The sequence below is a fragment of the Serratia sp. BIGb0163 genome, assembly GCF_024809935.1.
Lineage (GTDB): Bacteria > Pseudomonadota > Gammaproteobacteria > Enterobacterales > Enterobacteriaceae > Serratia > Serratia quinivorans.
The window spans coordinates 934910-958117 of record NZ_JANUDZ010000001.1 but is presented as its reverse complement, the minus strand read 5'-3'; the positions used below and the strand labels follow the sequence as shown (position 1 = coordinate 958117).

General features: G+C 57.5%; 26 protein-coding genes. 19 read left to right on the top strand and 7 right to left on the bottom strand.

Features of this window, described 5'->3' with window-relative positions; translation table 11 throughout:
- Nucleotides 1–2: 2 nt before the first annotated feature.
- Nucleotides 3–152: a hypothetical protein gene (locus M2406_RS04715; RefSeq protein ID WP_017892606.1), complete on the bottom strand. Its 150-nt coding sequence runs from the start codon at nt 150–152 to the stop codon at nt 3–5.
- Between M2406_RS04715 and M2406_RS04710 the strand changes: the two genes are divergently transcribed.
- The 3 genes from M2406_RS04710 (at nt 151) to M2406_RS04700 (ending at nt 3827) form a co-directional block, all read left to right on the top strand.
- Nucleotides 151–2499, top strand: a complete 2349-nt coding sequence (locus tag M2406_RS04710; RefSeq protein ID WP_012144846.1) for a fimbria/pilus outer membrane usher protein — start codon at nt 151–153, stop codon at nt 2497–2499. The genes M2406_RS04715 and M2406_RS04710 overlap by 2 nt on opposite strands.
- 18 nt (nt 2500–2517) lie before the next feature.
- On the top strand, nt 2518–3450 hold the full coding sequence (locus M2406_RS04705) for a spore coat protein U domain-containing protein (RefSeq protein ID WP_259188929.1): 933 nt from the start codon (nt 2518–2520) through the stop codon (nt 3448–3450).
- Between the two features lie 137 nt (nt 3451–3587).
- Nucleotides 3588–3827, top strand: a complete 240-nt coding sequence (locus tag M2406_RS04700) for a YebV family protein (protein ID WP_012144844.1) — start codon at nt 3588–3590, stop codon at nt 3825–3827.
- Between the two features lie 55 nt (nt 3828–3882).
- Here M2406_RS04700 and M2406_RS04695 read toward each other — a convergent pair whose 3' ends face one another.
- Nucleotides 3883–4485, bottom strand: coding sequence for a C39 family peptidase (locus M2406_RS04695; RefSeq protein WP_259188927.1), 603 nt, complete (start codon nt 4483–4485; stop codon nt 3883–3885).
- Between the two features lies 1 nt (nt 4486).
- Complete coding sequence (locus tag M2406_RS04690) at nt 4487–4879, bottom strand: ASCH domain-containing protein (protein ID WP_012144842.1); 393 nt, start codon at nt 4877–4879, stop codon at nt 4487–4489.
- Between the two features lie 328 nt (nt 4880–5207).
- Here M2406_RS04690 and yniD point away from each other — a divergent pair, with 328 nt between their 5' ends.
- Nucleotides 5208–5315: a small membrane protein YniD gene (gene yniD, locus M2406_RS04685; protein ID WP_012144841.1), complete on the top strand. Its 108-nt coding sequence runs from the start codon at nt 5208–5210 to the stop codon at nt 5313–5315.
- Between the two features lie 18 nt (nt 5316–5333).
- A complete protein-coding gene (locus tag M2406_RS04680; protein ID WP_017892602.1) occupies nt 5334–5471 on the top strand; it encodes a hypothetical protein in 138 nt (45 codons plus the stop codon).
- A 33-nt stretch (nt 5472–5504) separates the two neighbouring features.
- On the opposite strand, the gene M2406_RS04675 is transcribed toward M2406_RS04680, so the two are convergent.
- Nucleotides 5505–5669, bottom strand: a complete 165-nt coding sequence (locus M2406_RS04675) for a hypothetical protein (protein ID WP_012144840.1) — start codon at nt 5667–5669, stop codon at nt 5505–5507.
- A gap of 165 nt (nt 5670–5834) precedes the next feature.
- Here M2406_RS04675 and M2406_RS04670 point away from each other — a divergent pair, with 165 nt between their 5' ends.
- Nucleotides 5835–6044 carry a hypothetical protein gene (locus M2406_RS04670; protein WP_012144839.1) on the top strand — a complete coding sequence of 70 codons (210 nt, stop codon included), beginning with the start codon at nt 5835–5837 and terminating at the stop codon, nt 6042–6044.
- A gap of 150 nt (nt 6045–6194) precedes the next feature.
- On the opposite strand, the gene M2406_RS04665 is transcribed toward M2406_RS04670, so the two are convergent.
- Both M2406_RS04665 and M2406_RS04660 read right to left on the bottom strand, forming a co-directional pair.
- On the bottom strand, nt 6195–6407 hold the full coding sequence (locus M2406_RS04665) for a M10 family metallopeptidase C-terminal domain-containing protein (protein ID WP_259189938.1): 213 nt from the start codon (nt 6405–6407) through the stop codon (nt 6195–6197).
- 135 nt (nt 6408–6542) lie between these two features.
- Nucleotides 6543–7886 (bottom strand): 2-hydroxycarboxylate transporter family protein, encoded by a 1344-nt coding sequence (locus M2406_RS04660; RefSeq protein ID WP_012144837.1) that lies wholly within the window; start codon nt 7884–7886, stop codon nt 6543–6545.
- Nucleotides 7887–8373: 487 nt separating this feature from the next.
- Here M2406_RS04660 and pckA point away from each other — a divergent pair, with 487 nt between their 5' ends.
- The 5 genes from pckA (at nt 8374) to aroQ (ending at nt 14270) form a co-directional block, all read left to right on the top strand.
- Nucleotides 8374–9993, top strand: coding sequence for a phosphoenolpyruvate carboxykinase (ATP) (gene pckA, locus M2406_RS04655; RefSeq protein ID WP_259188924.1), 1620 nt, complete (start codon nt 8374–8376; stop codon nt 9991–9993).
- Between the two features lie 343 nt (nt 9994–10336).
- Nucleotides 10337–11716 carry an aromatic acid/H+ symport family MFS transporter gene (locus tag M2406_RS04650; RefSeq protein WP_012006519.1) on the top strand — a complete coding sequence of 460 codons (1380 nt, stop codon included), beginning with the start codon at nt 10337–10339 and terminating at the stop codon, nt 11714–11716.
- A gap of 24 nt (nt 11717–11740) precedes the next feature.
- On the top strand, nt 11741–13003 hold the full coding sequence (locus M2406_RS04645) for a gallate dioxygenase (RefSeq protein ID WP_259188923.1): 1263 nt from the start codon (nt 11741–11743) through the stop codon (nt 13001–13003).
- Complete coding sequence (locus M2406_RS04640; protein WP_259188921.1) at nt 13000–13839, top strand: amidohydrolase; 840 nt, start codon at nt 13000–13002, stop codon at nt 13837–13839. Before M2406_RS04645 ends, M2406_RS04640 begins: the two co-directional genes overlap by 4 nt.
- 2 nt (nt 13840–13841) lie before the next feature.
- Entirely contained in the window at nt 13842–14270 is a 429-nt protein-coding gene (gene aroQ / locus M2406_RS04635) for a type II 3-dehydroquinate dehydratase (RefSeq protein WP_112363160.1), read from the top strand.
- Between the two features lie 3 nt (nt 14271–14273).
- Here the strand turns inward: aroQ and M2406_RS04630 are convergent, their stop codons facing one another.
- Nucleotides 14274–15500, bottom strand: a complete 1227-nt coding sequence (locus tag M2406_RS04630; RefSeq protein ID WP_259188917.1) for a LysR family transcriptional regulator — start codon at nt 15498–15500, stop codon at nt 14274–14276.
- Nucleotides 15501–15628: 128 nt separating this feature from the next.
- Here M2406_RS04630 and galB point away from each other — a divergent pair, with 128 nt between their 5' ends.
- From galB to M2406_RS04590, 8 genes are all read left to right on the top strand, one after another.
- A complete protein-coding gene (gene galB, locus M2406_RS04625) occupies nt 15629–16369 on the top strand; it encodes a 4-oxalmesaconate hydratase (RefSeq protein ID WP_017892595.1) in 741 nt (246 codons plus the stop codon).
- On the top strand, nt 16366–17079 hold the full coding sequence (locus tag M2406_RS04620; RefSeq protein ID WP_115184815.1) for a 4-carboxy-4-hydroxy-2-oxoadipate aldolase/oxaloacetate decarboxylase: 714 nt from the start codon (nt 16366–16368) through the stop codon (nt 17077–17079). Before galB ends, M2406_RS04620 begins: the two co-directional genes overlap by 4 nt.
- Before the next feature lies 1 nt (nt 17080).
- Nucleotides 17081–18172 (top strand): 4-oxalomesaconate tautomerase, encoded by a 1092-nt coding sequence (locus M2406_RS04615; protein WP_259188914.1) that lies wholly within the window; start codon nt 17081–17083, stop codon nt 18170–18172.
- Nucleotides 18173–18185: 13 nt separating this feature from the next.
- Nucleotides 18186–19073 carry an NAD(P)-dependent oxidoreductase gene (locus M2406_RS04610; RefSeq protein WP_135344381.1) on the top strand — a complete coding sequence of 296 codons (888 nt, stop codon included), beginning with the start codon at nt 18186–18188 and terminating at the stop codon, nt 19071–19073.
- Nucleotides 19074–19216: 143 nt separating this feature from the next.
- Nucleotides 19217–19681, top strand: coding sequence for a heme-binding protein (locus M2406_RS04605; RefSeq protein ID WP_259189937.1), 465 nt, complete (start codon nt 19217–19219; stop codon nt 19679–19681).
- A gap of 34 nt (nt 19682–19715) precedes the next feature.
- Nucleotides 19716–20237, top strand: a complete 522-nt coding sequence (locus tag M2406_RS04600) for a sorbitol dehydrogenase family protein (protein WP_259188912.1) — start codon at nt 19716–19718, stop codon at nt 20235–20237.
- The gene (locus tag M2406_RS04595; protein ID WP_259188911.1) at nt 20230–21846 is read left to right on the top strand and encodes a GMC family oxidoreductase; all 1617 of its coding nucleotides are present in this window, start codon (nt 20230–20232) and stop codon (nt 21844–21846) included. The genes M2406_RS04600 and M2406_RS04595 overlap by 8 nt, the downstream gene beginning before the upstream one ends.
- Nucleotides 21847–21863: 17 nt before the next feature.
- A complete protein-coding gene (locus M2406_RS04590; RefSeq protein WP_259189936.1) occupies nt 21864–23141 on the top strand; it encodes a cytochrome c in 1278 nt (425 codons plus the stop codon).
- Nucleotides 23142–23208 lie beyond the last annotated feature (67 nt).

Here is a 23208-nt window from a genome sequence, read left to right as displayed (position 1 = left end):
TGTCAGGTGCCGTTAACCAGGATAGCGTCACCCAGGCGTAACGGGTTCGGGCTCAAACCGTTAGCCTTCGCCGTACTCTGCGCAGTGGCCACACCGTGGTCACCGTACGCCTGCGCCGATGATTTACCGCCCCCGCCCAGCGCCATCAGCATGCCGGACACCACCTTGTATCTGGAGCCGGTGGTCAATGGGCGTCAAACCGGAAAAGTGGTACCGGTCAACTACCGAGGCGGCCACTATTACCTTACGCCGCAGCAGTTGCTCGATGCAGGCCTGCCAGTGGCGGATAAACAGGCGAAAGAAATTGCGGTCGACCAATTGGAGAAAGTAGACGTCACCTACAGTGGCGATACCCAGCAGTTGATGATCAACGTCCCCAACGACTGGTTACCCAATCAGAAATTCAACGCTCAAAACCCGCTGGATCGCCTGCCGGCACAAAGCAGCCTCGGTCTGCTGTTCAATTATGATATTTATGCCAGCCAAAGCAGCGCCAACGGCCAGCCGGGCTATCTTTCCGCCTGGAGTGAACAGCGGCTGTTCGACGGCTTTGGCGTGGTGTCCAACACCGGTATTTTCCGCGGCAGCTTTAACGACGGTGCCAACAACAGTGACCAGGGCAACCGCTATATCCGCTACGACAGCCAGTGGCGCTATAACGATGATGAACGCCTGCTCAGCTATACCGCCGGCGATCTCGCCACCGGCGCTCTGACCTGGAGCAGCTCGGTGCGTATCGGCGGCGTCCAGCTGGCACGTAACTTTGCCTCGCGCCCGGATCTGATCACCTATCCGCTGCCGCAGTTTTCCGGCCAGGCGGCGTTGCCCAGCAGCGTCGATCTGTATATCAACAGCTATAAAAACAGCAGCACCAGCGTTAACCCTGGCCCTTTCACCCTCAATACCGTGCCCTACATTAACGGCGCCGGGCAGGCCACGGTGGTGACTACCGACGCGCTGGGCCGCCAGGTCAGTACCGTGGTGCCGTTTTATGTCGCCAGTAATCTGTTGCAGGCCGGCATGAGCGATTTCAGCCTGTCCAGCGGCGCGTTACGGCGCAATTATGGTATTAATTCAGCCGATTATGGACAGTGGGTGGCCAGCGGCAGCGGGCGTTACGGTGTCACGGACTGGTTAACCCTGGAAGGTCGAGCCGAAGGAGCCGCAGAGTTGGCGGTGGGCGGCGCAGGGGCCAATATTCGTGTTGGTCAGTGGGGGGTATTCAATGCCTCTTACAGCTACAGTCAGGCCGGCGAAAATGCCTTTAACGATTATCAACCTTCGCAGCAGCGCAACTACTACGATCCGCTGACCGGTCAACCCATCCCTCAGCCCGACACCCAGCCGGTCTATCAGTACAGCACCGACCATGGCGATCAGAGCAGCATCGGCTACACCTACAGCAATCGCTATTACAGCCTGAATGCCCAGCGCATTCTGCGCAGTGCGGGCTTTGGCGATATTTCGGTGTATAAAAGTGACTATCGCCTGAGCCGCCGTACCGATCAACTGACCGGCAGTATTGGTCTGAACCGATTCGGTAGCATCGGGGCCGGCTATTTCGATGTACGCGATGCCATTGGCCTGCGCACTCGCCTGGTTAACTTCTCTTACAGCATTTCACTGTGGCGCAATACCAGCCTGTATGCGTCAGTGAACCGCGAAATCGGCAGCAGCGGCTACAGCGCCCAGCTGCAACTGTCTATCCCCTTCGACAGTTGGGGTACCGCCAGCGTCAGCGCCTCTCGTGACAATGAAAACCGCTGGAACCAACGCGTCAGCTACAGCCGCGCCGCGCCGACCGACGGCGGTTTGGGCTGGAACCTGGCCTATGCCGATGGGCAAAGCAGCGAAAGCTACACCCAGGCCGATATCACCTGGCGCACCCGCCTGCTCGAAGCCCGCGGCGGGATGTACGGCAATAGCGATGATTACACCCGCTGGGGCGAAGTGAGTGGTTCGCTGGTGGCGATGCAAGGCGATCTGTACGCCACCAACACCATCAACGATGCTTTTGCATTGATCTCTACCGACGGCTATCCGGACATTCCGGTACGCTATGAGAATCAGTTAATCGGCGTGACCAACGCCAAAGGCTATCTGCTGGTGCCGACCGTCACCTCCTATTACCACGCCAAATTCCAAATCGATCCGCTCAATCTGCCGGCGGACGTGGCGGTTCCCAGCGTGGAGAAAACCGTGGCGATCCGCGATCACAGCGGCTTCCTGGTCGATTTCCCTGTCCAGCAAATCTCCGCCGCCGACATCAAACTGGTCGACGCACAGGGGAAACCGCTGGCCAACGGCAGCGAAGTCGCGGTTATCGGTAGCAAGCAGCAAAGCTACGTCGGTTGGGATGGCATGGTTTATGTGGATCCGGTGCAACGGCAAAACCGCCTGAGCGTCATTCCGGCCGACGGCAGCGCCCCCTGTCAGGCGCAATTTAGCCTGACCAAAACCCAGGGGATCCAAAGCATCGGCCCCATTGTTTGCCAGTAATTCATGATGGAGAAAAATATGATTAGTGGATCCAAAGCGTTATTACTGGCGCTGCTGCTGCTCATCGGCCGACAGGCGCTGGCCGACTGCACCACCGCCAACGGCAGCGTCACCTTGCCAGGCAGCAGTACTTTCGCGGTTTACAATGGCTCGCTCAGCGCGCAGGGCACTGCCGGACTCAACTGCAGCGGCCTTGGCCTGTCATTGCTGACGCAAAATACCGTGACGGTAAAGATTAACTCCACCACGCACAATATGGCGCTGGCCAATGCCGACGGTTCCGGCGATACCATTCCCTACCTGATTTACCCCGATGCGAATTACCAATATCCCTATAGCGTCGGGCAAACCATCGATTACAGTTCATTGAACCTGTTGACGCTGATCCTTATCTCCCCAAACGTCAACTTTCCGTTGTATATCAAGACCACCGCCGGGGCTAACGTCCGTTCCGGCACCTATACCGATACCGTCAATCTGGTCTGGAACTACCATATTTGCGGCCTGGGTCTGATTGGGTTGTGTATTTGGTGGGATGGCACCAATAAGCCCAGTACCGTAACCATTAGCCTGACGCTCACCAAAGACTGCCTGTTCGGCACCGCGCAAAACGTCAACTTTGGCAGCATGGCGCTGGTCGGGCAGTTTAACCCGGTGAACCAGAGCATCACCCTCACCTGCACCAAAACCGAGGGCTACAACACCTACTTTACCGACGGAAATAACCCGGTGACCGGCTGGCGACGCATGAAAAGCGGCACCAGCAACTATATGCAATACCAAATTTACCTGCCCAACAGCTCCACGGTATGGAACAGCACCAACAAGCAAGCCGGGGCGGGTACCGGCTTGGCACAAAGCATTCCTTACCTGGCGCGAATCAACCCGGCGCAAACCGAAGTACCGGTAGGAACCTATCAGGACAACATCAGTTTTGTGGTGGAGTATTAAGCCCGGCCGCTAGCCACGGATTGCCAATGTTGCCAGCTTGTATTTTTTATGTGGCATTTTTTGCTCATTTGACTATGCTGATGATGACGGCCTCAACTGGTCACACCTCATACCAGCAGATCAAGCAAGGAGTTCCAATGGGCAAAACCGTGGTAAAAATAGGCAGTTTCGAGGTCGACGATGCGCATTTGTCCTCCTCGCCCGAGCAGGCCAGTACGCTGGCGATCCCTTGCAAGTCGGATCCCGATCTGTGCATGCAGTTGGACGGTTGGGATGAGCACACCAGCATCCCGGCGATACTCGATGGCAAGCAATCGCTGCTGTATAAGCAACATTACGATCGGCAAAGCGATGCCTGGGTGATGCGATTGGAATGAACGATGACAAACTGAAGAACGCGCGGTGTCCCAACAGGAGCACGGCGCGTTTTTTTTATCTGATAGCAATACCACGGCCGGCGAAGAAACGACCAAAATGGCTCAGCGGTAAAGTCACCTGTTGGCGCGTAGCCGGGCTGTCACCGGAAGGATTATGGAAGGTCACACCCTTCCCCTCAGCCGCGGTAACCAACACCAGATGGCCACCCCGCTGCGGTGGCGTCTGCTCGGGCCGGCGAATGCCGGGATGTACCGAAGCGATAAAATAACGCCGCTGCGCCAGTAACTGCGGCAACGTTTCTACCTCAACACCGACCCGCACCTCGGCCTCCAGCGCAAACTGCTCACGCACATAGTCGACAAATGGCGCGTAAATCAGCCCTTTGATACGTTCACCTTCCCGCACGTAAGCACCGTACGGCAAACTGCGGCGTGCCAGTTCCAGTAGTGGCGGCGCATCCCCGTCGCGATGGGTCAGCACCATTTTCAGGCAGGCCATGCCACAGACGTGATTGGCCCACTCGATATATTCCGCCCGATCGCGTGCGCCACTGAGCGCCCAGTTGGCATCATCGGCCAGCGTCGCTCGACCGGCAATCAGCGCCGCCGCCAGTTCGGGCGTCGCCCATTGACAGACGTAAGGGACCGAGGAGCTCAAATCAGAAAGTCTCTGCCACTTTGAAATTCATCAGCACCAGCGTCATATCCGGTGAGAACAGCTCATATTCTTCGAAGAAGCTTTGCAGCTCTTTGCGCCAGTAGGCCAGGGAACGGTCACCCTCACCTTCAGCAAAAGCATGGGCTTCATCAACCTGATCGTAGGTTTTCATTTCGACCGACGTCAGCTCTACCGCACACACCGGGTTGCCTTTACCATCAACCACCACAAACACATCACCGGCCAGCGGGATGCCTTCGCCGTCAAGATTGGCGCAGGTGGCCGTCTTGGTACCGTTGAGGATCAGTTTGACTACCTCATCGGCCTGCTGCTCGGTGTTGCCAAACGCCCAACGTTCGGTGTTTTCGTATTTCTTCGGAATTTCGTTCGCCATTGCCATACCTTATTGAATGAATCATTGTGCAGACAGAATAGTACAACGTATTCCCCGCTGCCTGCACCTGCCGAATTCACCCTCAATCTTCTAATCCCGCAGCTTTACAGGCTATTTACGGTAAATCCCTGTGCCTATGTCGGGACAACAGGCATACTGTGAACGCAATTTACTCCATGGCTATCAGCCCGGCGGCAAAATGAAGCATGACGACCAAAATTCCGATGACACCTTCAGCGCCTTATTAAAGGTGCTGGCAGTGGTAGTGATTGCTATCTTTATTATCGCCGTCTGGTATTTCATCTGATCGGCAAAACAGGAGGTCACATTGGCAACCAAACGCATGCGTACCAAGCACTGGAAGATGTTTTTGATACTGTTGCTGATCTGTCTCGCCCTGCTGTTATTGCGCTGGGCGGCGATAGTCTTCGGCTAATGGCAGGGAGCAAAACAGATGGCAAAACGAAACGGCAACGGGGTACAGATCGCCTTACTGCTACTGGCGCTGGTGATTTTGGTCTGCGGTATTTTAATGATCACCACTGAGCTGGGTCATCAGGTACTCGAAGAGATCGAAGATATTCTCGAATAACACCAGTCCGGTCGGATACTGGCTCACATCACCTTATCCTCGTTCCGCGGGTTGTTTGGTTTCCGGTTCCAACAGCTCGCGCAAATAGGCAATCCGCGCCTCTCCTTGCGGTAACCACAGACGACGCAGCCACTGTGGCACTTCTGCCGGCTGGCTCCGGCGATGGTACTCAGCCAGTTGTTCAATCAGTTTCATCATTCACCCTCCACAGTTTCGACACTGTCAGTATTGGGTGAAAAAACCAGAAGAAATACTGATGGCTTATCTTTTATGCTTCCTGATTTAATATTGTGCGATCGGTACGGTGGCGAACCCCATGCTCAACTGCTACATTGACCAAAAATCACCCAGCCGAGGTAAACGATGATGTTCTCGGAGCAGGAGATAAAACCCGTGTGGGACGAAGTGGCGCGCTTGATCGGCGACAGCGTGATGCAGTTACGCCATCGTGGCGAGGTTTTATCGGTAGAAACGTTGGCGAAACATCTGGCGCAGCAACTGGCCGACAGTCACGATATTGAACGCCGGATCCTGATTGGTACCGCGATCAACATGCTGAAAGATGGAAAATGAATCGCCAACCGAAAGGGTTGGCGATTCTGCAGAAGCCCGAGGTATGCAAGCCCGGCCTTCTGTGCGCAATTATGTCAGGCTAACATGACGGAATTAATAGGAATTGTCGGGTTTTTCCCCAAAATACCGAATTTTTATTGCCATCTGGCCTCAAGCCAGCACGAAATCACTGGTTTCCAGCGGCTGCCCCACCACTTTCACCAGAAAATCGCTAGCGTCAAACCCACCGCCCAGATTGATGGCTAAATCGCTGACGTGCGCCTGCGCGTCGTAGCTCAGCATTGCCTCACCCGCCTTGCCGCTGAACTGGCTGACAAATTCGATGCCGTTGCTGCTGCCGGCATTAAACAGCGACAGATCAATTTTATCCTCATACAGAATTATCTGATAAAAAATAATCTCGTCAATTCTGATTCCATTTCAATGCTTATTATTAATCGATGACATAAATAAAAAAACCGGGGCAATCCACCCCGGTATCCATAATTCAGTCTGGACTCAGATTAACCAACCCAACAATAGCGTGGCGCCAATCACTGTGGACGCACCGCCGATACGGGTGGCGATTTGCGCAAACGGCATTAACCCCATACGGTTGGACGCGGATAGGATCGCCACGTCGCCAGTCCCACCTAACCCACTGTGGCAGCAGGTGACGATCGCCGCTTCAACCGGGTACATTTTCAGGTATGGCGCAATCAGGAAGCTCACCAGCCCCATCGACAGCACCACCGAACCGCAGACCACCACATAGCCTACCGAGAACACCGCCACCACGCTTTCCAGCGGTACGTACAGCATGCCCAGGCCAATCATCAGCGGCCACACCAGCGCGGTTGAAACAAACTTATAAAAACTGTGCGCACCGGTTTCCATTGAGGTCGGGATCACCCGGCAATATTTGCACAGTACCGCAAACAGAATCATCAGCACCGGGCCGGGAATGTGGACGATGTGTTCGAACAACCCACCGACGATAAAGAAGGCGCAGATCACCAGCAGCCCGCCGCCCATCAGTTGGAAATCCACGTTGCCGGTGCTTTCCTTGATGGCAAACACCGCGTTGTCCTGCGCCGACCGGATCAGCATACCGTCACCGCTTAGTGCCTTGCGCTTCATCCCCAGACGGGCCAATACGCCTGCCGCCACAATGGCGAAGATATTGCCCAGCACCGCCGCCGGTGCCAATTGCGCCACGTACACGTCCGGCGTCGATCCAAGGATTGCTGAATAAGCCAGCGACAGCGGTAATATGCCCTCGCCGATACCGCCACCGATAATCGGCACAATGATAAAGAAGAAGGTGTGATAGAAGGTAAAACCAAACAGTTTGCCCACCAGCAGCCCGGTCACCACCGCCGTCACCGTGCCGACCACCAAAGGCACGAACATGCGGATCATGCCCTGGATCAGGATCACCCGGTTCATGCCGAGAATGCTGCCGACCACCAGGCTGGCGATAACAAAATACAGCAGGTTGGCGTCTTTCATCAGCAGATGAACGGTACCCATCACGTTCGGCTGGAAGAAATTAAAATAGACCAGCACCGAAGGCACCATCAGGCACAGAATCGCCGGCCCACCGATATCACGCAGCACCGGAATGCTTTTGCCCAAATGCGCCAGCGCAAAACCCAGCGTCATAATCACCGCTAAACCGCCGATCATATTCTTTGGCAAGAAGTTGGCATAAGCCGAAATGGCAACAATGGCACAAATAGTAATAAACAACGCCACCGGCACGGCACCGATATTCATTTTCCGGATTTGATTAATCAGCCCTGATGAATCAGGCGACAACGCCTGTTTATCACAGGCCATTTCTGCATTTATCTGTTTCATTGTTCACCCTGCTGACAAGTGTTCAGTACGGAGCGGATCGCCCATCGATTTATGAAATAACTTAAACGGTTAAAAAATTCCATCATAAAACGATGAGGGGTTTTATTATTTATAATTAATTAAAATAGTAGACAGCCATGACGATATGATAAAAAATAAAAACACCAAACTAAATTCCGTCTTATTAATCCAATATTGTGAACTTCCACCGATGTTGGTTTTAATTAATTATCGTCAGCGTTTTGTAATTAAAATAATCAGGCTTGAATTCGCTGCTATGCTATAGATGGAAGTAAAAATCCGTGCGTTTATTAATGAGAACCGGAGCGGTAATTAGCTGAATCCGGTCAGCTGTACCCGAGCCTGCCCATGCACGCGGCACCGTGCAGAAAACAGGCAATAATATATGCCCCATGGCTTTCAGATTGTCGCCGACAGCGCGGCAGCCCGAAAGTCTGCAGGCATAGAACTAATAAGGAAGTAGGATATGTCTTCAATCGCGATTACCCCACAAACACTGGCCCGTTACGGCATCCATCAGGCTACCGAAATCGTCCATAACCCAAGCTACGAGCAATTGTTTACCGAGGAAACCCGTGCCGACCTGCCGGCACTGGAACGCGGTACGGTAACAACGCTGGGCGCGGTCAACGTCGATACTGGTGAATTCACCGGCCGTTCACCGAAAGATAAATACATCGTGCGTGACGACACTACGCGCGATACCGTCTGGTGGTCCGATAACGGCACCGGCAAAAACGACAACCAACCGCTATCGCCAGAAGTCTGGCAGCATCTGAAAACGCTGGTGGGTAACCAACTTTCCGGCAAGCGTCTGTTTGTGGTGGACGCCTTCTGCGGCGCCAATGCCGACACCCGCCTGAAGGTGCGTTTCATCACCGAGGTGGCCTGGCAGGCGCACTTTGTCAAAAATATGTTTATCCGCCCGACGGATGAAGAACTGCAGAATTTCGAACCGGACTTCGTGGTAATGAACGGGGCCAAATGCACCAACCCGGACTGGCAACAGCAGGGGCTGCATTCAGAGAACTTCGTTGCCTTTAACCTGACCGAGCGTATCCAGCTGATCGGCGGCACCTGGTACGGCGGCGAAATGAAGAAGGGCCTGTTCTCAATCATGAACTACCTGCTGCCGTTGCAGGGTATCGCCTCAATGCACTGTTCGGCCAACGTCGGCGAACAGGGTGACGTGGCGGTGTTCTTTGGCCTGTCCGGTACCGGTAAAACCACCCTCTCCACCGATCCCAAACGTCAGTTGATCGGCGATGACGAGCACGGCTGGGATCATGACGGCGTGTTCAACTTTGAAGGTGGCTGCTACGCCAAGACCATCAAACTGTCGCAGCAGGCCGAACCTGAGATCTATCAGGCTATCCGTCGCAACGCACTGTTGGAAAACGTGCAGGTGCTGGCCGATGGCAGCATTGATTTTGATGACGCCGGCAAGACTGAAAACACCCGCGTTTCCTACCCAATTGACCACATTGAAAACATCGTCAAGCCAGTGTCCAAGGCCGGTCATGCGAAGAAAATCATCTTCCTGACAGCGGATGCCTTCGGGGTATTGCCGCCGGTATCACGCCTGACGCCGGAACAGACTCAGTACCACTTCCTGTCTGGTTTTACCGCCAAGCTGGCCGGTACCGAGCGCGGCATCACCACGCCAACCCCAACCTTCTCCGCCTGTTTCGGCGCCGCGTTCCTGACGCTGCACCCGACGCAGTACGCCGAAGTGCTGGTGAAACGTATGGAAGCGGCCGGAGCGCAGGCCTATCTGGTGAATACCGGTTGGAACGGCAGCGGCAAGCGTATTTCCATTAAGGACACGCGCGGCATCATCGACGCCATTTTGAACGGGGAGATTGAACACGCCGAAACCTTCACCTTGCCGATCTTTGGCCTGGAAGTCCCGACCGCGCTGCCGGGAGTTGACCCTTCCATTCTCGACCCGCGTAAAACTTACGCGGACGAATCGCTGTGGCAAGAGAAAGCTCAGGATCTGGCGCAGCGCTTTATCGATAACTTTGCCAAATACACCGTGACACCGGCAGGTGAAAAACTGGTCAGCGCCGGCCCTAAACTCTAACTAGCCTGCAGGACGCGCCAATGCCCTGCAGACCATCAAACTGAATTTACCGCATTATTGATCTATACCTCCATTCTCAGGGTGCCCCATGGCACCCTGTTTTTTTATCCAAATAAACAAAACTCATACCTCGTTAATCATTTTCCGGCAGACACCGGCAGCCACAGTCCCTAACGTGGTAACTGAGTCGTCAGTCAGGAATCGCACAATTAGCTGTTTTTTATAAAATAAATGATATAAATATTCTGACAATGCCCACTGGCGCTCATTCAATACGTTTCCGGCCTGCAACCAAAGTTTTAATCCGATCACATATTAATAAAAAAAACAGAGAGCGTACCCGATGAGCAACCGCAACATTGTCGACGTCAAAGCGTGGATAGACTCCCGCCCGATTTCCCGCTATCAGTGGCTGGTATTAATTCTGTGTTTCGTGATCATCATGTTTGATGGTTATGACGCCGCGGTGATGGGTTTTATCGCCCCCGCACTGATTGAAGACTGGGGTATTTCGCGCGCCGAAATGGGCCCGATCCTCGGTGCTGCGATGTTTGGCGTCGCTTTGGGTGCGCTGATCGCCGGCCCCTATTCCGATCGTTTTGGCCGCAAGAAGGTGCTGCTGCTGTCCATTTTGTGCTTTGCGTTGTTCAGCCTGCTGAGCACCTTCGCCCGCACCCCGCTGGAAATGGCCTTGCTGCGTTTTCTTACCGGCCTGGGCTTGGGCGCGGTGATGCCCAACTGTGTCACGCTGGTGTCAGAGTATATGCCCGAACGCCGCCGCGGCCTGATGATCACCCTGATGTACAGCGGCTTTAATATTGGTTCCGGTGCCGGCGGGTTTATCGCCGCCGCCATGTTACCGCACTATGGCTGGAAGGCGGTGCTGTTCCTGGGCGGCATCATGCCGCTGCTGATGTTGCCGCTGCTGATTTGGATCCTGCCGGAATCGACGCTGTATATGGTAGTGCGCAACCATCACAAAGAAAAAATTGCCCAAATCCTGCGCCGCGCCGGTGGCGTGTTCAGCGCCGGTACCACCTTCATACTGAAAACCCCGGTGATCCCAAAGAAAGCCCGCGTGCTGCAACTGTTCAGTAATGGTTACGCCAGAGGCACCCTGGTGCTGTGGCTGACCTATTTTATGGGGCTGTTCGTGATTTACCTGCTCAACGGCTGGCTGCCGACCATCGTGCGCGGCGCCGGTTTCTCACTGGAGCGCGCCGCGATTATCGCCGGTCTGTTCCAACTGGGCGGTACCCTGGGAGGCCTGCTGGTGGGTTACCTGATGGACCGCTTCGTCGCCAAACGGGTGATCGGACTGTTTTATCTGATGGGCATGTTCTGCCTGCTGTCACAGGGTATCTGGGGCTTTGGCCCGACGCTGCTGGCGGTGTTGGTCTTTGTTAGCGGCATGTGTATCAACGGGGCGCAGACCGGTCTGCAGGCATTCTCACCGGCATTCTACCCCACTGAAATGCGCGCGACCGGCGTCAGCTGGATGCACGGCATCGGCCGCAGCGGCGCCATTATCAGCTCGTCAATGGGTGGCGTATTGCTGGGTATTTTCCCCGGAGCCACCAGCATTTTTATCATTCTGGCGATCCCGGCGTTGCTGGCGGCGATCACTATCATTAATCATCAAAAGGCACATCCGGCAGAAATGGTTAAGGGCATCGACATCACCGATCTGCCCGCGTTGTCACGCACCATGAATAACCGGTAATTCTTATTAATACAGAGGTAGACGATGGCTAAGATCATTGGCGGATTGGCGGTGTCACACACCCCAACCATCGGTTTTGCAGTGGATCACAACAAGCAGAACGAAACGGCCTGGGCGCCCATTTTTGACGGTTTCGCCCCGATGCAGCAATGGCTGGAAGAGAAAAAGCCGGACGTGTTGCTGTATGTCTTCAACGACCACGTGACCTCGTTTTTCTTCGATCACTATTCGGCATTCGTGCTCGGCATTGACGACAGCTACGCGGTGGCGGACGAAGGTGGCGGCCCGCGTGATTTGCCGCCGATTCGCGGCCATGCGGCGCTGTCACAGCACATCGGTGCCAGCCTGATGGCCGACGAGTTTGATATGTCGTTCTTCCAGGATAAGCCGCTCGATCACGGGCTGTTCTCTCCGCTCTCCGCCCTGCTGCCGTGGCAGAACGGCTGGCCGATGCAGGTGGTGCCGCTGCAGGTCGGGGTGCTGCAGTTCCCGATCCCTTCGGCTCGCCGCTGCTACAAGCTCGGTCAGGCGCTGCGCCGGGCAATTGAAAGCTTCCCGGAAGACTTGCGCGTCGCGGTGGTGGCCACCGGCGGCGTCTCGCATCAGGTGCATGGCGAACGTTGCGGTTTCAATAACCCGCAGTGGGATGAGCAGTTTATCGACCTGCTGGTTAACGATCCGGAGCGCCTGACCGAAATCACGCTGGCGGAGTACGCCACCCTGGGTGGGCTGGAGGGCGCGGAGGTGATCATGTGGCTGATTATGCGCGGTGCCCTGTCGGCCAACGTCGAAAAACTGCATCAGGCCTATTACCTGCCGTCCATGACCGGTATCGCCACGCTGATCCTGGAAAACCAGGCGCGCGAGGCACCGGTAGATGTCCATCAGCGCCAGCGCGACAAAATCAACCTGCAACTGGCGGGGGTTGAGAAACTGCCGGGCACCTATCCCTTTACCCATGCGCGCAGCCTGAAAGCGATCCGTATCAACCGTTTCCTGCACCGGCTGATCCAGCCGGCCTGGCGCGAACGCTTCAATAACGCCCAGCAGGCGCTGTTCGACGAAGCGCAGCTCACCACTGAGGAACAGCAGCTGCTGCGCGAGCTGGACTGGCGCGGGCTGATCCATTACGGCGTCAGTTTCTTCCTGTTGGAAAAGCTCGGGGCGGTGGTCGGGGTATCCAACCTGCATATCTACTCGGCGATGCGTGGCCAGACGCTGGAAGAATTCCAGCAAACCCGCAATCAGCAAGTGTTGTATTCCGTTGCGGGGAAAGCGCCAAAATGAATATTTTTGACCAGCCGAAAATAGACTGTCACCACCATATTTTCGACCCACAGCGCTTTCCCTATGCGTCAGGCAGTGGTTACAACCCACAAGGCCACGAACTGGCAACCCTGGAACATTATCGCGCGGTGATGCAGGCCTACGGCATTCGCCACTCGTTGATTGTCGGCCCGACGTCGGCTTACAACACCGATAACCGTTACCTGCTGGCGGCACTGGCCGGTGGCGAAGGCCGTCACAAAGGTATTGCCGTGGTGCCGCGTGATGTGGACAGCCAAACTCTTGCCGGATTGCAGTCACAGGGCGTGGTCGGCATCGCGCTGAATGTGGCGATGCTCGGCGTCGAACCTTTCTTGCAGTTGGATCGGCTAATGGGGCAACTGGCAGAACTGGAGATGTTCGCGCAAATCCAGGTGCAGGACGACCAGTTACCGGCGCTAATGCCGCTGCTGGCACGCACCCGCACCCGGCTGCTGTTCGACCATTCGGGTCGGCCGGACGTCAGCGCGGGTCTTCAACAACCGGCGTTTCAGGCTCTGCTGTCGTTGGCGCAGCGTGAGCACACCTACGTCAAGCTTTCCGGTCTGGCCAAGTTTTCACGCCAACAGTATCCGTTCCGCGACGGTCAGCCTTACCTGCTGGCGCTGCTGGCGGCCTACGGCGGTGAGAAATGCATGTGGGGATCGGACTGGCCTTTCCTGCGTGCCACCGAACGCATGGATATGGGCACGCTGCTGATGCTGGCCGAACAGATGTTCCCCGACGCACCAACGCGCCGGCAAATTTTATGGCAGACGCCGCAGCGGCTGTTTGGTTTTAGCGAGTTATCGGAGTAAAGATGAAAACCATTTACGTGCTCAATGGCCCGAACCTGAACCTGTTAGGCACCCGCGAGCCTGAGACCTACGGCACAGATACGCTGGCGACCATCGAACAACTGTGTCGTAGCACCGCCGCCGAGCTGGAGTGCCGGCTGGAGTTTCGTCAGACCAACCATGAAGGTGAAATGATTGACTGGATCCAGCAAACGCGCGGCAAGGCCCATGCGCTGGTGATCAATCCGGCAGCCTGGACGCACACCTCGGTGGCAATACGTGACGCCGTCACGGCGGTAGACTTGCCACTGTTCGAGGTGCATATCACCAACGTGCACAAGCGCGAACCGTTTCGCCATCACTCTTATCTGTCCGACGTGGCCAACGGCGTGATTTGCGGCTTTGGCATTCAGGGATACCGTTACGCGCTGATGCAGGCGGCACGGTTATAATCGCTACAGGTTAACCGCACAGACTTCCCGCAGGCAGGCGATCAGCGCCTGCGCCGCCGGGGAGTGCAGGCTGCCGGTGCGGCAACTCAGACCAATGGCGCGTCCGGTATTGGGCAGCGCTATCGGTAACTGAACCAGTTCACCGGAGGCCAGCTCATATTCCAACTGGTGGGCTGACACCGCCGCCAGCATGTCTGAATTCAGCAGCAAACCCCTCACCAATGCCAAATCGCCGGTTTCCACCACCGGATTAGGTACCGGAATATTCATCGCCAGGAAGCAATCGTCCAGCAAGCGCCGCGCCGGCGTGGCGGAGCGTGGTAAGACCCAGCGCGCCGCTCTCAGCTGTTCAGGCCTTAAGCCTGGTGTCGCCAGTGGGTGATCGCGGCGCGCCAGCAGCACCATATCCTCGGTAAACAGCGTTTCACTGTACACATCGGCGGCATAATCGCTGGCGCGCAGAGCACCAAAAATAAAATCGATATCCCCGGAACGCAGCTCGGTGGCCAGGGCGACAAAGGCGCTTTCGTTGGTCACCACGCTGACGCCCGGATAGCGGGAGGTCAGTTGGATGATGGCCTGCGGCAACAGCCGGGTACGTCCCAACGGTAATGCCCCCACCCGCACACGCCCCTCCAGCACCCCGCGGCGAGCAGCGATATCCGCGGGAATATGTTGCAGTTCATTCAGCGCACGGCGAACGTTAGCCTCGATTTCACGGCCAGCCAGCGACGGTACCATCCCCTGTGGGGTGCGCTCCAGCAACGGCACCCCGGCACCGTTTTCCAGCACCTTGAGCGCGGCACTGATCGCCGGCTGGCTTAGTCCGAGCAGCGTGGCGACGGTTTGCATATGCCGGGTTTCACACAGGCAGACGAAAATCTGCAGTCGTCGCACATTGAACAGGTACAAGGGTTCGGGATCGCCGCGCGTCTGCCCCCCCTTGCCCTGTAAGCGCTTTAGCAGCGCCGGTATCTGGTGCAATTCATCAATCGCCCGCCGGGCGCGCGGCAGCACGCATTTGCCAAAGTCGGTCAGCAGCATGCCGCTAGCATGGCGTTCAAACAAGGGTGCCGCCAGCTGCTGCTCCAAATCGCGGATTGAGCGGGTGACTGCTGACTGGGTTCGGAATAGCTCATCGGCTGCGCGTGAGACGCTACCCTGGGTCACTACCTGACTGAATGCCCTGATTTGCATCAGGTTTGTCAGCATATTCTCATCATAGTCCATCGCGTCATCTCCTTTTCCCGTGGCTGGCAATATAAATAAAACGCATACCTGCTGCAATCAAATGAATTATCCGTCACCCGCCTGAGCTGACAGCATGAAGTCATTACACCGACCCAAGGAATCCGATGATGACGAATACAGCCTCAAACAAAACCGCCCTGGTAGTCAGCGCCCATTCCGCCGATTTTGTCTGGCGTGCCGGCGGCGCGATCGCCCTGCATACCCAGCTCGGCTATCAGGTCCACGTGGTTTGCCTGTCGTTTGGCGAGCGGGGAGAATCCGCCAAGCTGTGGCGTAAAGGCCAGATGACCGAGGACAAAGTGAAAGCCTCCCGGCGCGAGGAGGCCCACGCCGCCGCCGAGATCCTGGGCGCCAGCATCGAATTCTTTGATATGGGTGACTATCCGCTACGGGCCGATAAAGAGGCGCTGTTCCGCCTGGCCGACGTATTCCGAAAAGTACAGCCGCACTTTGTGCTGACCCATTCGCAAAAAGATCCGTACAACTACGATCACCCGCTGGCCAGCCACCTGACTCAGGAGGCCCGCATTATCGCCCAGGCAGAAGGCTATCGCCCAGGTGAAACCATCGTCGGTGCGCCGCCGGTGTACCTGTTCGAACCGCATCAGCCGGAACAGTGCGAATGGAAGCCGGACGTGCTGCTGGATATCACCGAAGTATGGGACAAAAAATACCAGGCGATCCAGTGTATGGCCGGTCAGGAACACCTGTGGGAATACTACACCCGCGTCGCCCAGCAGCGCGGCGTGCAGGCCAAACGCAACGTCGGCATCACCAGTAGCAAAAACATCGTTTACGGCGAAGGCTACCAAAGCATCTTCCCGCGAGTGACGGGAGAACTGGCATGAGCCTGATCGGTAAAAAAGGCGTGGTGATCCGCAATATCCCACGGGCAAACGCCAACACTCTGGATGCCCTGGCCGAATTTGGTGTAGCCACGGTGCATGAAGCGCAAGGCCGCAAAGGCCTGCTGGACCCGGCAATCCGCCCGATCCAGCAGGACCACGGCATTGCCGGCAGCGCAGTGACGGTGTTGGTCGCCCCCGGTGATAACTGGATGTTTCACGTGGCGGTTGAGCAGTGTCGGCCCGGCGACATTTTGGTGGTCGCCCCCACTTCCCCCTGCAGCGACGGCTACTTCGGCGATTTGCTGGCCACCTCACTGAAAGCACGCGGCGTGCGCGGTCTGATCGCCGACCTCGGCGTGCGTGATACTCGCACCCTGCGGGAAATGGGCTTTCCGGTCTGGTCACGGGCGGTGTATGCCCAGGGCACGGTGAAAGAGACGCTCGGTTCAGTCAACGTACCGCTGGTCTGCGCCGGGCAACTGATTTACCCCGGCGACGCGATGATCGCCGATGACGACGGCGTGGTGGTGGTGCGACAAACCGAGGCAGAACAGGTGCTGGCGGCCAGCCGTCAGCGTGCCGAGCTGGAAGAGAGCAAGCGTCTGCGTATGGCCAACGGCGAACTGGGGCTGGATATCTACCAGATGCGCCCACGGCTGGCGGAAAAAGGCCTGAAATATTACGACTCACTGGATCTGCTGGAGGATTAACATGCGCCAACGCCGGATCCCCTGTTTACTGATGCGCGGCGGCACCTCCAAAGGGGCCTTCTTTCTCGCCGGGGATTTACCCGCCGACCCGAACCAACGCGATCGGGTGCTGCTGGCAGTAATGGGTTCCCCCGACCTGCGGCAGATTGACGGCCTCGGCGGCGCCGATCCGCTGACCAGCAAGGTGGCAATCGTCAGCCGTTCACCGCGTGACGACGCCGATGTCGACTACCTGTTCGCCCAGGTCAGCGTTGACCAACCGCAGGTGGACTACGGCCAGAACTGCGGCAATATCCTGGCGGCGGTGGCTCCGTTCGCCATTGAGCGCGGGTTGGTTAAGCCCGGCCCAGTCTCGACCGAAGTCCGGATCTTTATGCAGAACACCGGCCAGATTGCTCTGGCGCGCATCGCCACCCCCAATGGAGAAGTGCAATACGACGGGGACCTGGCCATTGATGGCGTACCTGGCCGCGCAGCGGAAATCGTACTGACCTTCAGCGATATTGCCGGTTCCAGCTGCGGCTCGCTGCTGCCGACAGGCAATCCGCAGGACAGTTTTGACGGCGTGGCGGTGACCTGTATCGACAACGGTATGCCGGTGGTGTTGCTGCGTGCGGCGGAGGTCGACCGCAGTGGCTATGAAACCCGCGAACAACTGGATGCCGATCAAGAACTGAAAGCCCGCCTGGAGAGCATCCGCCTGCAGGCCGGGCCAAAAATGAACCTCGGTGACGTCAGCCAACGTAGCGTGCCCAAAATGACCCTGATTGCCGAAGCGCGTCACGGTGGCACCCTCAGCAGCCGTACCTTCATTCCGCACCGCTGCCATGCCTCGATCGGCGTACTGGGCGCGGTCAGCGTCGCCACCGCCTGCCTGATCCCCGGCAGCGTCACCCAGGGGCTGGCCCAGGTCGGCGACGGCGCGGAACTGCGTCTGAGCGTTGAACACCCCAGCGGCGAGTTCGGCGTGTTGTTGCAGCGCGATCCAACCCACGGCGGCGCAGCCTCGCTACTCGGTGCCGGTTTACTGCGCAGTGCCCGGCTGATTTTTAGCGGTGAAGTCTGTATTCCCGGCGCAGTATGGGCCCACTAATCAAGGAGATACCATGAGCTTAGCTCTCCCCTCGGTAGCGTTAATCGGCTTTGGCGAAGTCGGCGGCATTCTGGCGCAGGAGCTACGTGCGCAAAACATTGCCGTCTGTGCCTTTGACCCACAGGCTTCGCTGGCCATGGCGCAGAAAGCGGCCGCCTGTGGCGCCCACTTCGCCTCAACGCTGGTGCAGGCGCTGGAAGGCGCAACGCTGGTGTTTTCCGCCGTCACCGCCGCCAATACGCTGGCGGTTGCACAACAGTGCGCACCGTTGCTGCGTCCGGGCCAAACCTTTCTCGATCTCAACTCTGCGGCCCCCAATACCAAGCGCGCCGCCGCCGAGGCAATCAGCGCCAGCGGCGCGGTCTACGTGGAAGTGGCGGTGATGGCGCCGGTGCCGCCCAAGCGCTTGAAAACCCCACTGCTGCTGGGCGGTGAGGGTGCGGTGACGATCGCAGCGCAGCTCAATGCCCTGGGTTTCAACAGCCAGGTCTACAGCCCTCACATCGGGGAGGCCTCGGCCATCAAAATGTGCCGCAGCGTGATGATTAAGGGGCTGGAAGCCCTGACCGCCGAGTGCCTGCTCGCCGCCCAGCGTTACGGTGTCGAACAGCCGGTACTGGATTCCCTGCACGCCAGCTTCCCGTCACTGGGTTGGGACCAGCAGTTGCCCCACTACCTGATCAGCCGGATCGCGGAGCACGGCAAACGCCGGGCCGAGGAGATGCGTGAAGTAGTGCAAACGCTGCGAGACGTTGGCATTGAGCCACACCAAAGCCTGGCGACCGTCGCCAGCCAGCAGGGGCTGGTTGACGCCATGAGCGCCCAAAGGCTGGCCTATTCGGAACTGACGCCTTTCGTTTGGCAAACCGCATTGAGCAAAATTTATCCGGCCGGTGATTAACATCAAAAAAACCAAAATATTTCACACGCCGAACATTGTTAACAACCTGATAACGGCGTATTTTGTACCAAATGATTCATAGCAAGCTAACCATATATCTCTTCGCGGGCTACGCCGCCCCCTTTGCACTGGAAAACACTGTGATGAAACGTCTCTCTGCCCCCCTCTGCGCCCTGGCCTTACTGGCATTAGCCAACACCGCCACGGCAGCCCAAGCTCCGCAACTCAATAACGCCCAGGCAAATCAGGTGATCGCCAGCGTGCATTCAACGCTGAAAACGCAAAACAGCTTCGGCTGCGTGGCAGTGGTCGACAGCAGTGGCACGTTGCTGGCCTTCCAGCGTTTCGACGGTTCCCCGTTGGGTTGCGTCGATGCCTCCATCGGTAAAGCGCGGGCCTCCGCGCTGTATCGTGCACCCACGTTGAAATTTATGCAGCGCCTGCAAAACGGTGAAATCACCGTACTGAGCATTCCGCACGTGGTGGCACTGGGCGGCGGTTATCCACTGACGCTGAACGGCGAAGTGGTTGGTGCTGTCGGTGTCAGCACGCCAAAACAGGAAATCGACAACCAGGCATCGCAAACCGCCGCCGGCGCGTTGAAATAACCGCGGCCTGACCTTCCCGTTCGAGGAACTCATCATGATTTCAATTTCACGCCGCCGGCTGGTGCTGGCTTCGGCGAGTCTGTGGGCGGTTGGCGTTGTCGGTCAAAACCTGCTGGGCCGCGCCGCATTTGCTCAGTCGCAACCTGGCACTATGCCGGACAACTTTCTGGCTATTTCGCGCCTGCTGACCGACATTCCACTACCGGATCCGCACCTGGCGCTGCGCCTTTATGTCGCGTTGCAGCCCCTGTTCCCACAGCTTGAGCAGCAGGTTGACACGCTGGCTACTTTGATGGCGCAGCATGCCGATCTGGCCGGCGAAGACTTTCATACGCTGATCCAACGCCAACCTGAACCCCTCGCTGCGCTGTACCAGTCACTCATCAGCGGCTGGTATCTCGGCGTGATCGGTGATCCTGCCAGGCCAATCTGTATCGCCTTTGAAAATATCGTCAGCTACCAACGGGTGCGCGCCGCGTTGCTGCCGCCGAGTTATTGCCCCGGCGAACCCAATTTCTGGACTCATCCCCCACGTAAGGAGACGGCGCATGTCTGATTCATTAAATGCCGATGTTGTGGTAATTGGCGCCGGTATCGCCGGTTCGTTGGCGGCATTGAAAATGGTGCAGGCCGGCGCTTCGGTGCTGATGCTGGAGTCCGGCCCGGAAATCAAACGCGATAAGGCGGTCGAGTTGTTTCGCAACTCGCCGTTCAAAGGCGATTTCACCGAACCCTTCCCGCCCGAACCCTGGGCACCGCAGCCGAAATTTATTCCGACGGACAACAACTATCTGATCCAGAAAGGCCCGGATCCGTACCGCGCCCAATATCTGCGCGGCGTCGGCGGCACCACCTGGCACTGGGCCGGGCAGGCTTTTCGCCTGCTGCCAAACGACATGCGGATGAAAACCCTGTACGGCGTCGGCCGCGACTGGCCAATCGGTTATGAACAGTTGGAGCCTTATTATTGCGAGGCGGAGTACCAGATGGGGGTGTCCGGCGACAGCGAACTGGACTCGCCGCGCTCCCGCCCCTACCCGCTGCCCGGCATCCCTCTGCCTTACGGTTTTGAACGCCTTAAGCAACGCATCGCCGGGTTGGGTTACGAGGTAGGTATCGGCCCGCAGGCGCGTAACAGCGTGCCCTATGACGGCCGCCCGGCCTGTTGCGGCAATAACAACTGCATGCCGGTCTGCCCGATCGACGCGCAGTATCACGGCGGCATTTCGGCGAATAAAGCCCTGGCGGCCGGGGCGCGTATTATCGCCAATGCGGTCGTGCACCGCATCGAGGCCAATGACCAGGGACAGATCGTGGCGGTGCATTATCTCGACCGCAACAAGGTCAGCCATCGCGTCACCGGCAAACGCTTCGTGCTCACCGCCAACGGTATCGAAAGCCCAAAAATTCTGCTGATTTCCACCAGTGAACGCTACCCGAACGGCATCGCCAACGGCTCCGGTATGGTGGGCCGCAACCTGATGGATCACCCCGGTAGCTCGGTGGAATTCTACGCCGACGAGCCGGTCTGGTTCGGCCGCGGCCCGATGCGTCCCGGCAGCATCAACAACCTGCGCGACGGCGCCTTCCGGGCCGAACGTTCAGCGCTGCGCGTTGACGTGTCCAATACCTCGCCGGTGCGTTACCTCACCGAGAGGCTGATCCGCCAGGGTTACTACGGCAAAGCGCTGAACGACAAACTGGCATTCCAGTCCGAACGCTACGTGCAGCTGAAATGCCTGCTGGAAATGCTGCCGGAACCGGAAAACCGCGTCCAGCTGAGTCAAACCGAGAAGGACGCCTGGGGCATTCCCAAACTGGAGGTGTACTACAAATTCCCGGAGTATGTTCACCGCGGCTACGACCAGTCGATGCTCGACTTTCAGCGGATCGTCAAGCAGATGGGCGGCAGCGAGGCGATTTACAGCAAACGTGGCCTGTATGACAACAACCAACATATTACCGGCACCATGATCATGGGCAGTGACGGCAGCGACTCGGTAGTCGACGGCGACTGCCGCAGCCACGATCACCCTAATTTGTTTATCGCCGGTACCGGCGTGATGCCGTCGGCCTCAACCGTTAACTCCACCCTGACCGGCGTCGCGCTGGCGCTGCATATGGCCGATCGGGTGTTGGACAGCCTGAAAGGAGGCATGGCGTGAACAAAATCTTAACGGCCCTGCTGCCGCTGCTGGTCAGCGGCAATCTGTGGGCACAATCCAATGGTGCTGACCTGATCAAGCGCGGCGAATATCTGGCGCGCGCCGCCGACTGTACCGCCTGCCATACCGCGCCAGGCGGACCGGCGTTTGGCGGTGGCTATCCGGTGAATACCCCGTTCGGCGTGATTTATGGCACCAATATTTCCGCCGATAAACAGTTTGGCATCGGCAACTGGAGTGACGATGAATTCGTCGCGGCGGTGCGTGACGGCATCGGCAAAGACGGCGGCCAGCTATACCCGGCAATGCCTTACGATGCCTTCACCAAAATGACCCGCGACGACGTGCTGGCGATCAAGGCTTATCTACTGTCACTGCCAGCGGTAAAACAGGCCACGCCGAAAACCGATCTCTCCTTCCCGTTCAACCAGCGCTGGGGAATGCGTTTCTGGAAATGGTTCAACTTCGACCAGGGTGAGTTAAAACCCGATCCGGCACAGAGCGCCCAGTGGAATCAGGGCCGTTATCTGGTCGAAGCCCTGGCCCACTGCGGCACCTGCCATACCCCACGGAACCTCACCATGGGCATGGACAGCGACAAAGCCTTCGCCGGTGGCGATCTCGGAGCCTGGACCGCCTATAACATCACCCCGGACAAAAACGCCGGTATCGGCAGCTGGTCGCAGCAGGATCTGGTCAGCTACCTGAAAACCGGCTATGCACCGGGCCGTGCGTCGGCGTCCGGCCCAATGACCGAGGCGGTCGAACACAGTTTGCAGTACTTGCCGGAGACGGATCTGCAGGCGATGGCGGTTTATCTGCGCAGCGTACCGGCCATTGCCGATGCGCAACAAAGCAAGCCGCGTGATAGCTGGGGCACGGCGTCACAGGATTATCTCGACCGACGCGGTCGCAATAACAACCCACAGGACGGTGCCGCGCTGTTTAACGGCAACTGCGCTGCCTGCCATGGTGCGGATGGCGGCGGCATCGGGAAAGGGTTCCACGCCTATCCATCGTTGTTTAATCATGGCAGCACCGGCGCGGCCGCAGGGAATAACCTGGTTTCGGTGATCCTGGGCGGCGTACACCGCAACATGCAGCAAGGGGAGATCCTGATGCCGTCGTTCGCCAGCGAACTCAGCGACTCGCAGATTGCCCAGTTGAGTAATTACGTCAGCAAACAGTTTGGCAACCCGGCGGCGGCCAACGTCAGCGCCGAACAGGTGCAAAAACTGCGCGCTGACGCCGGACTGCCCCAGCCACCGGTGGTTTTACAGGGCGACAAACCCTGATTCCAACCCCACCAGGGTAATGACGTTCTTACCCTGGTGATCCCCCCTCACAGTTCCCGCTGAAAAT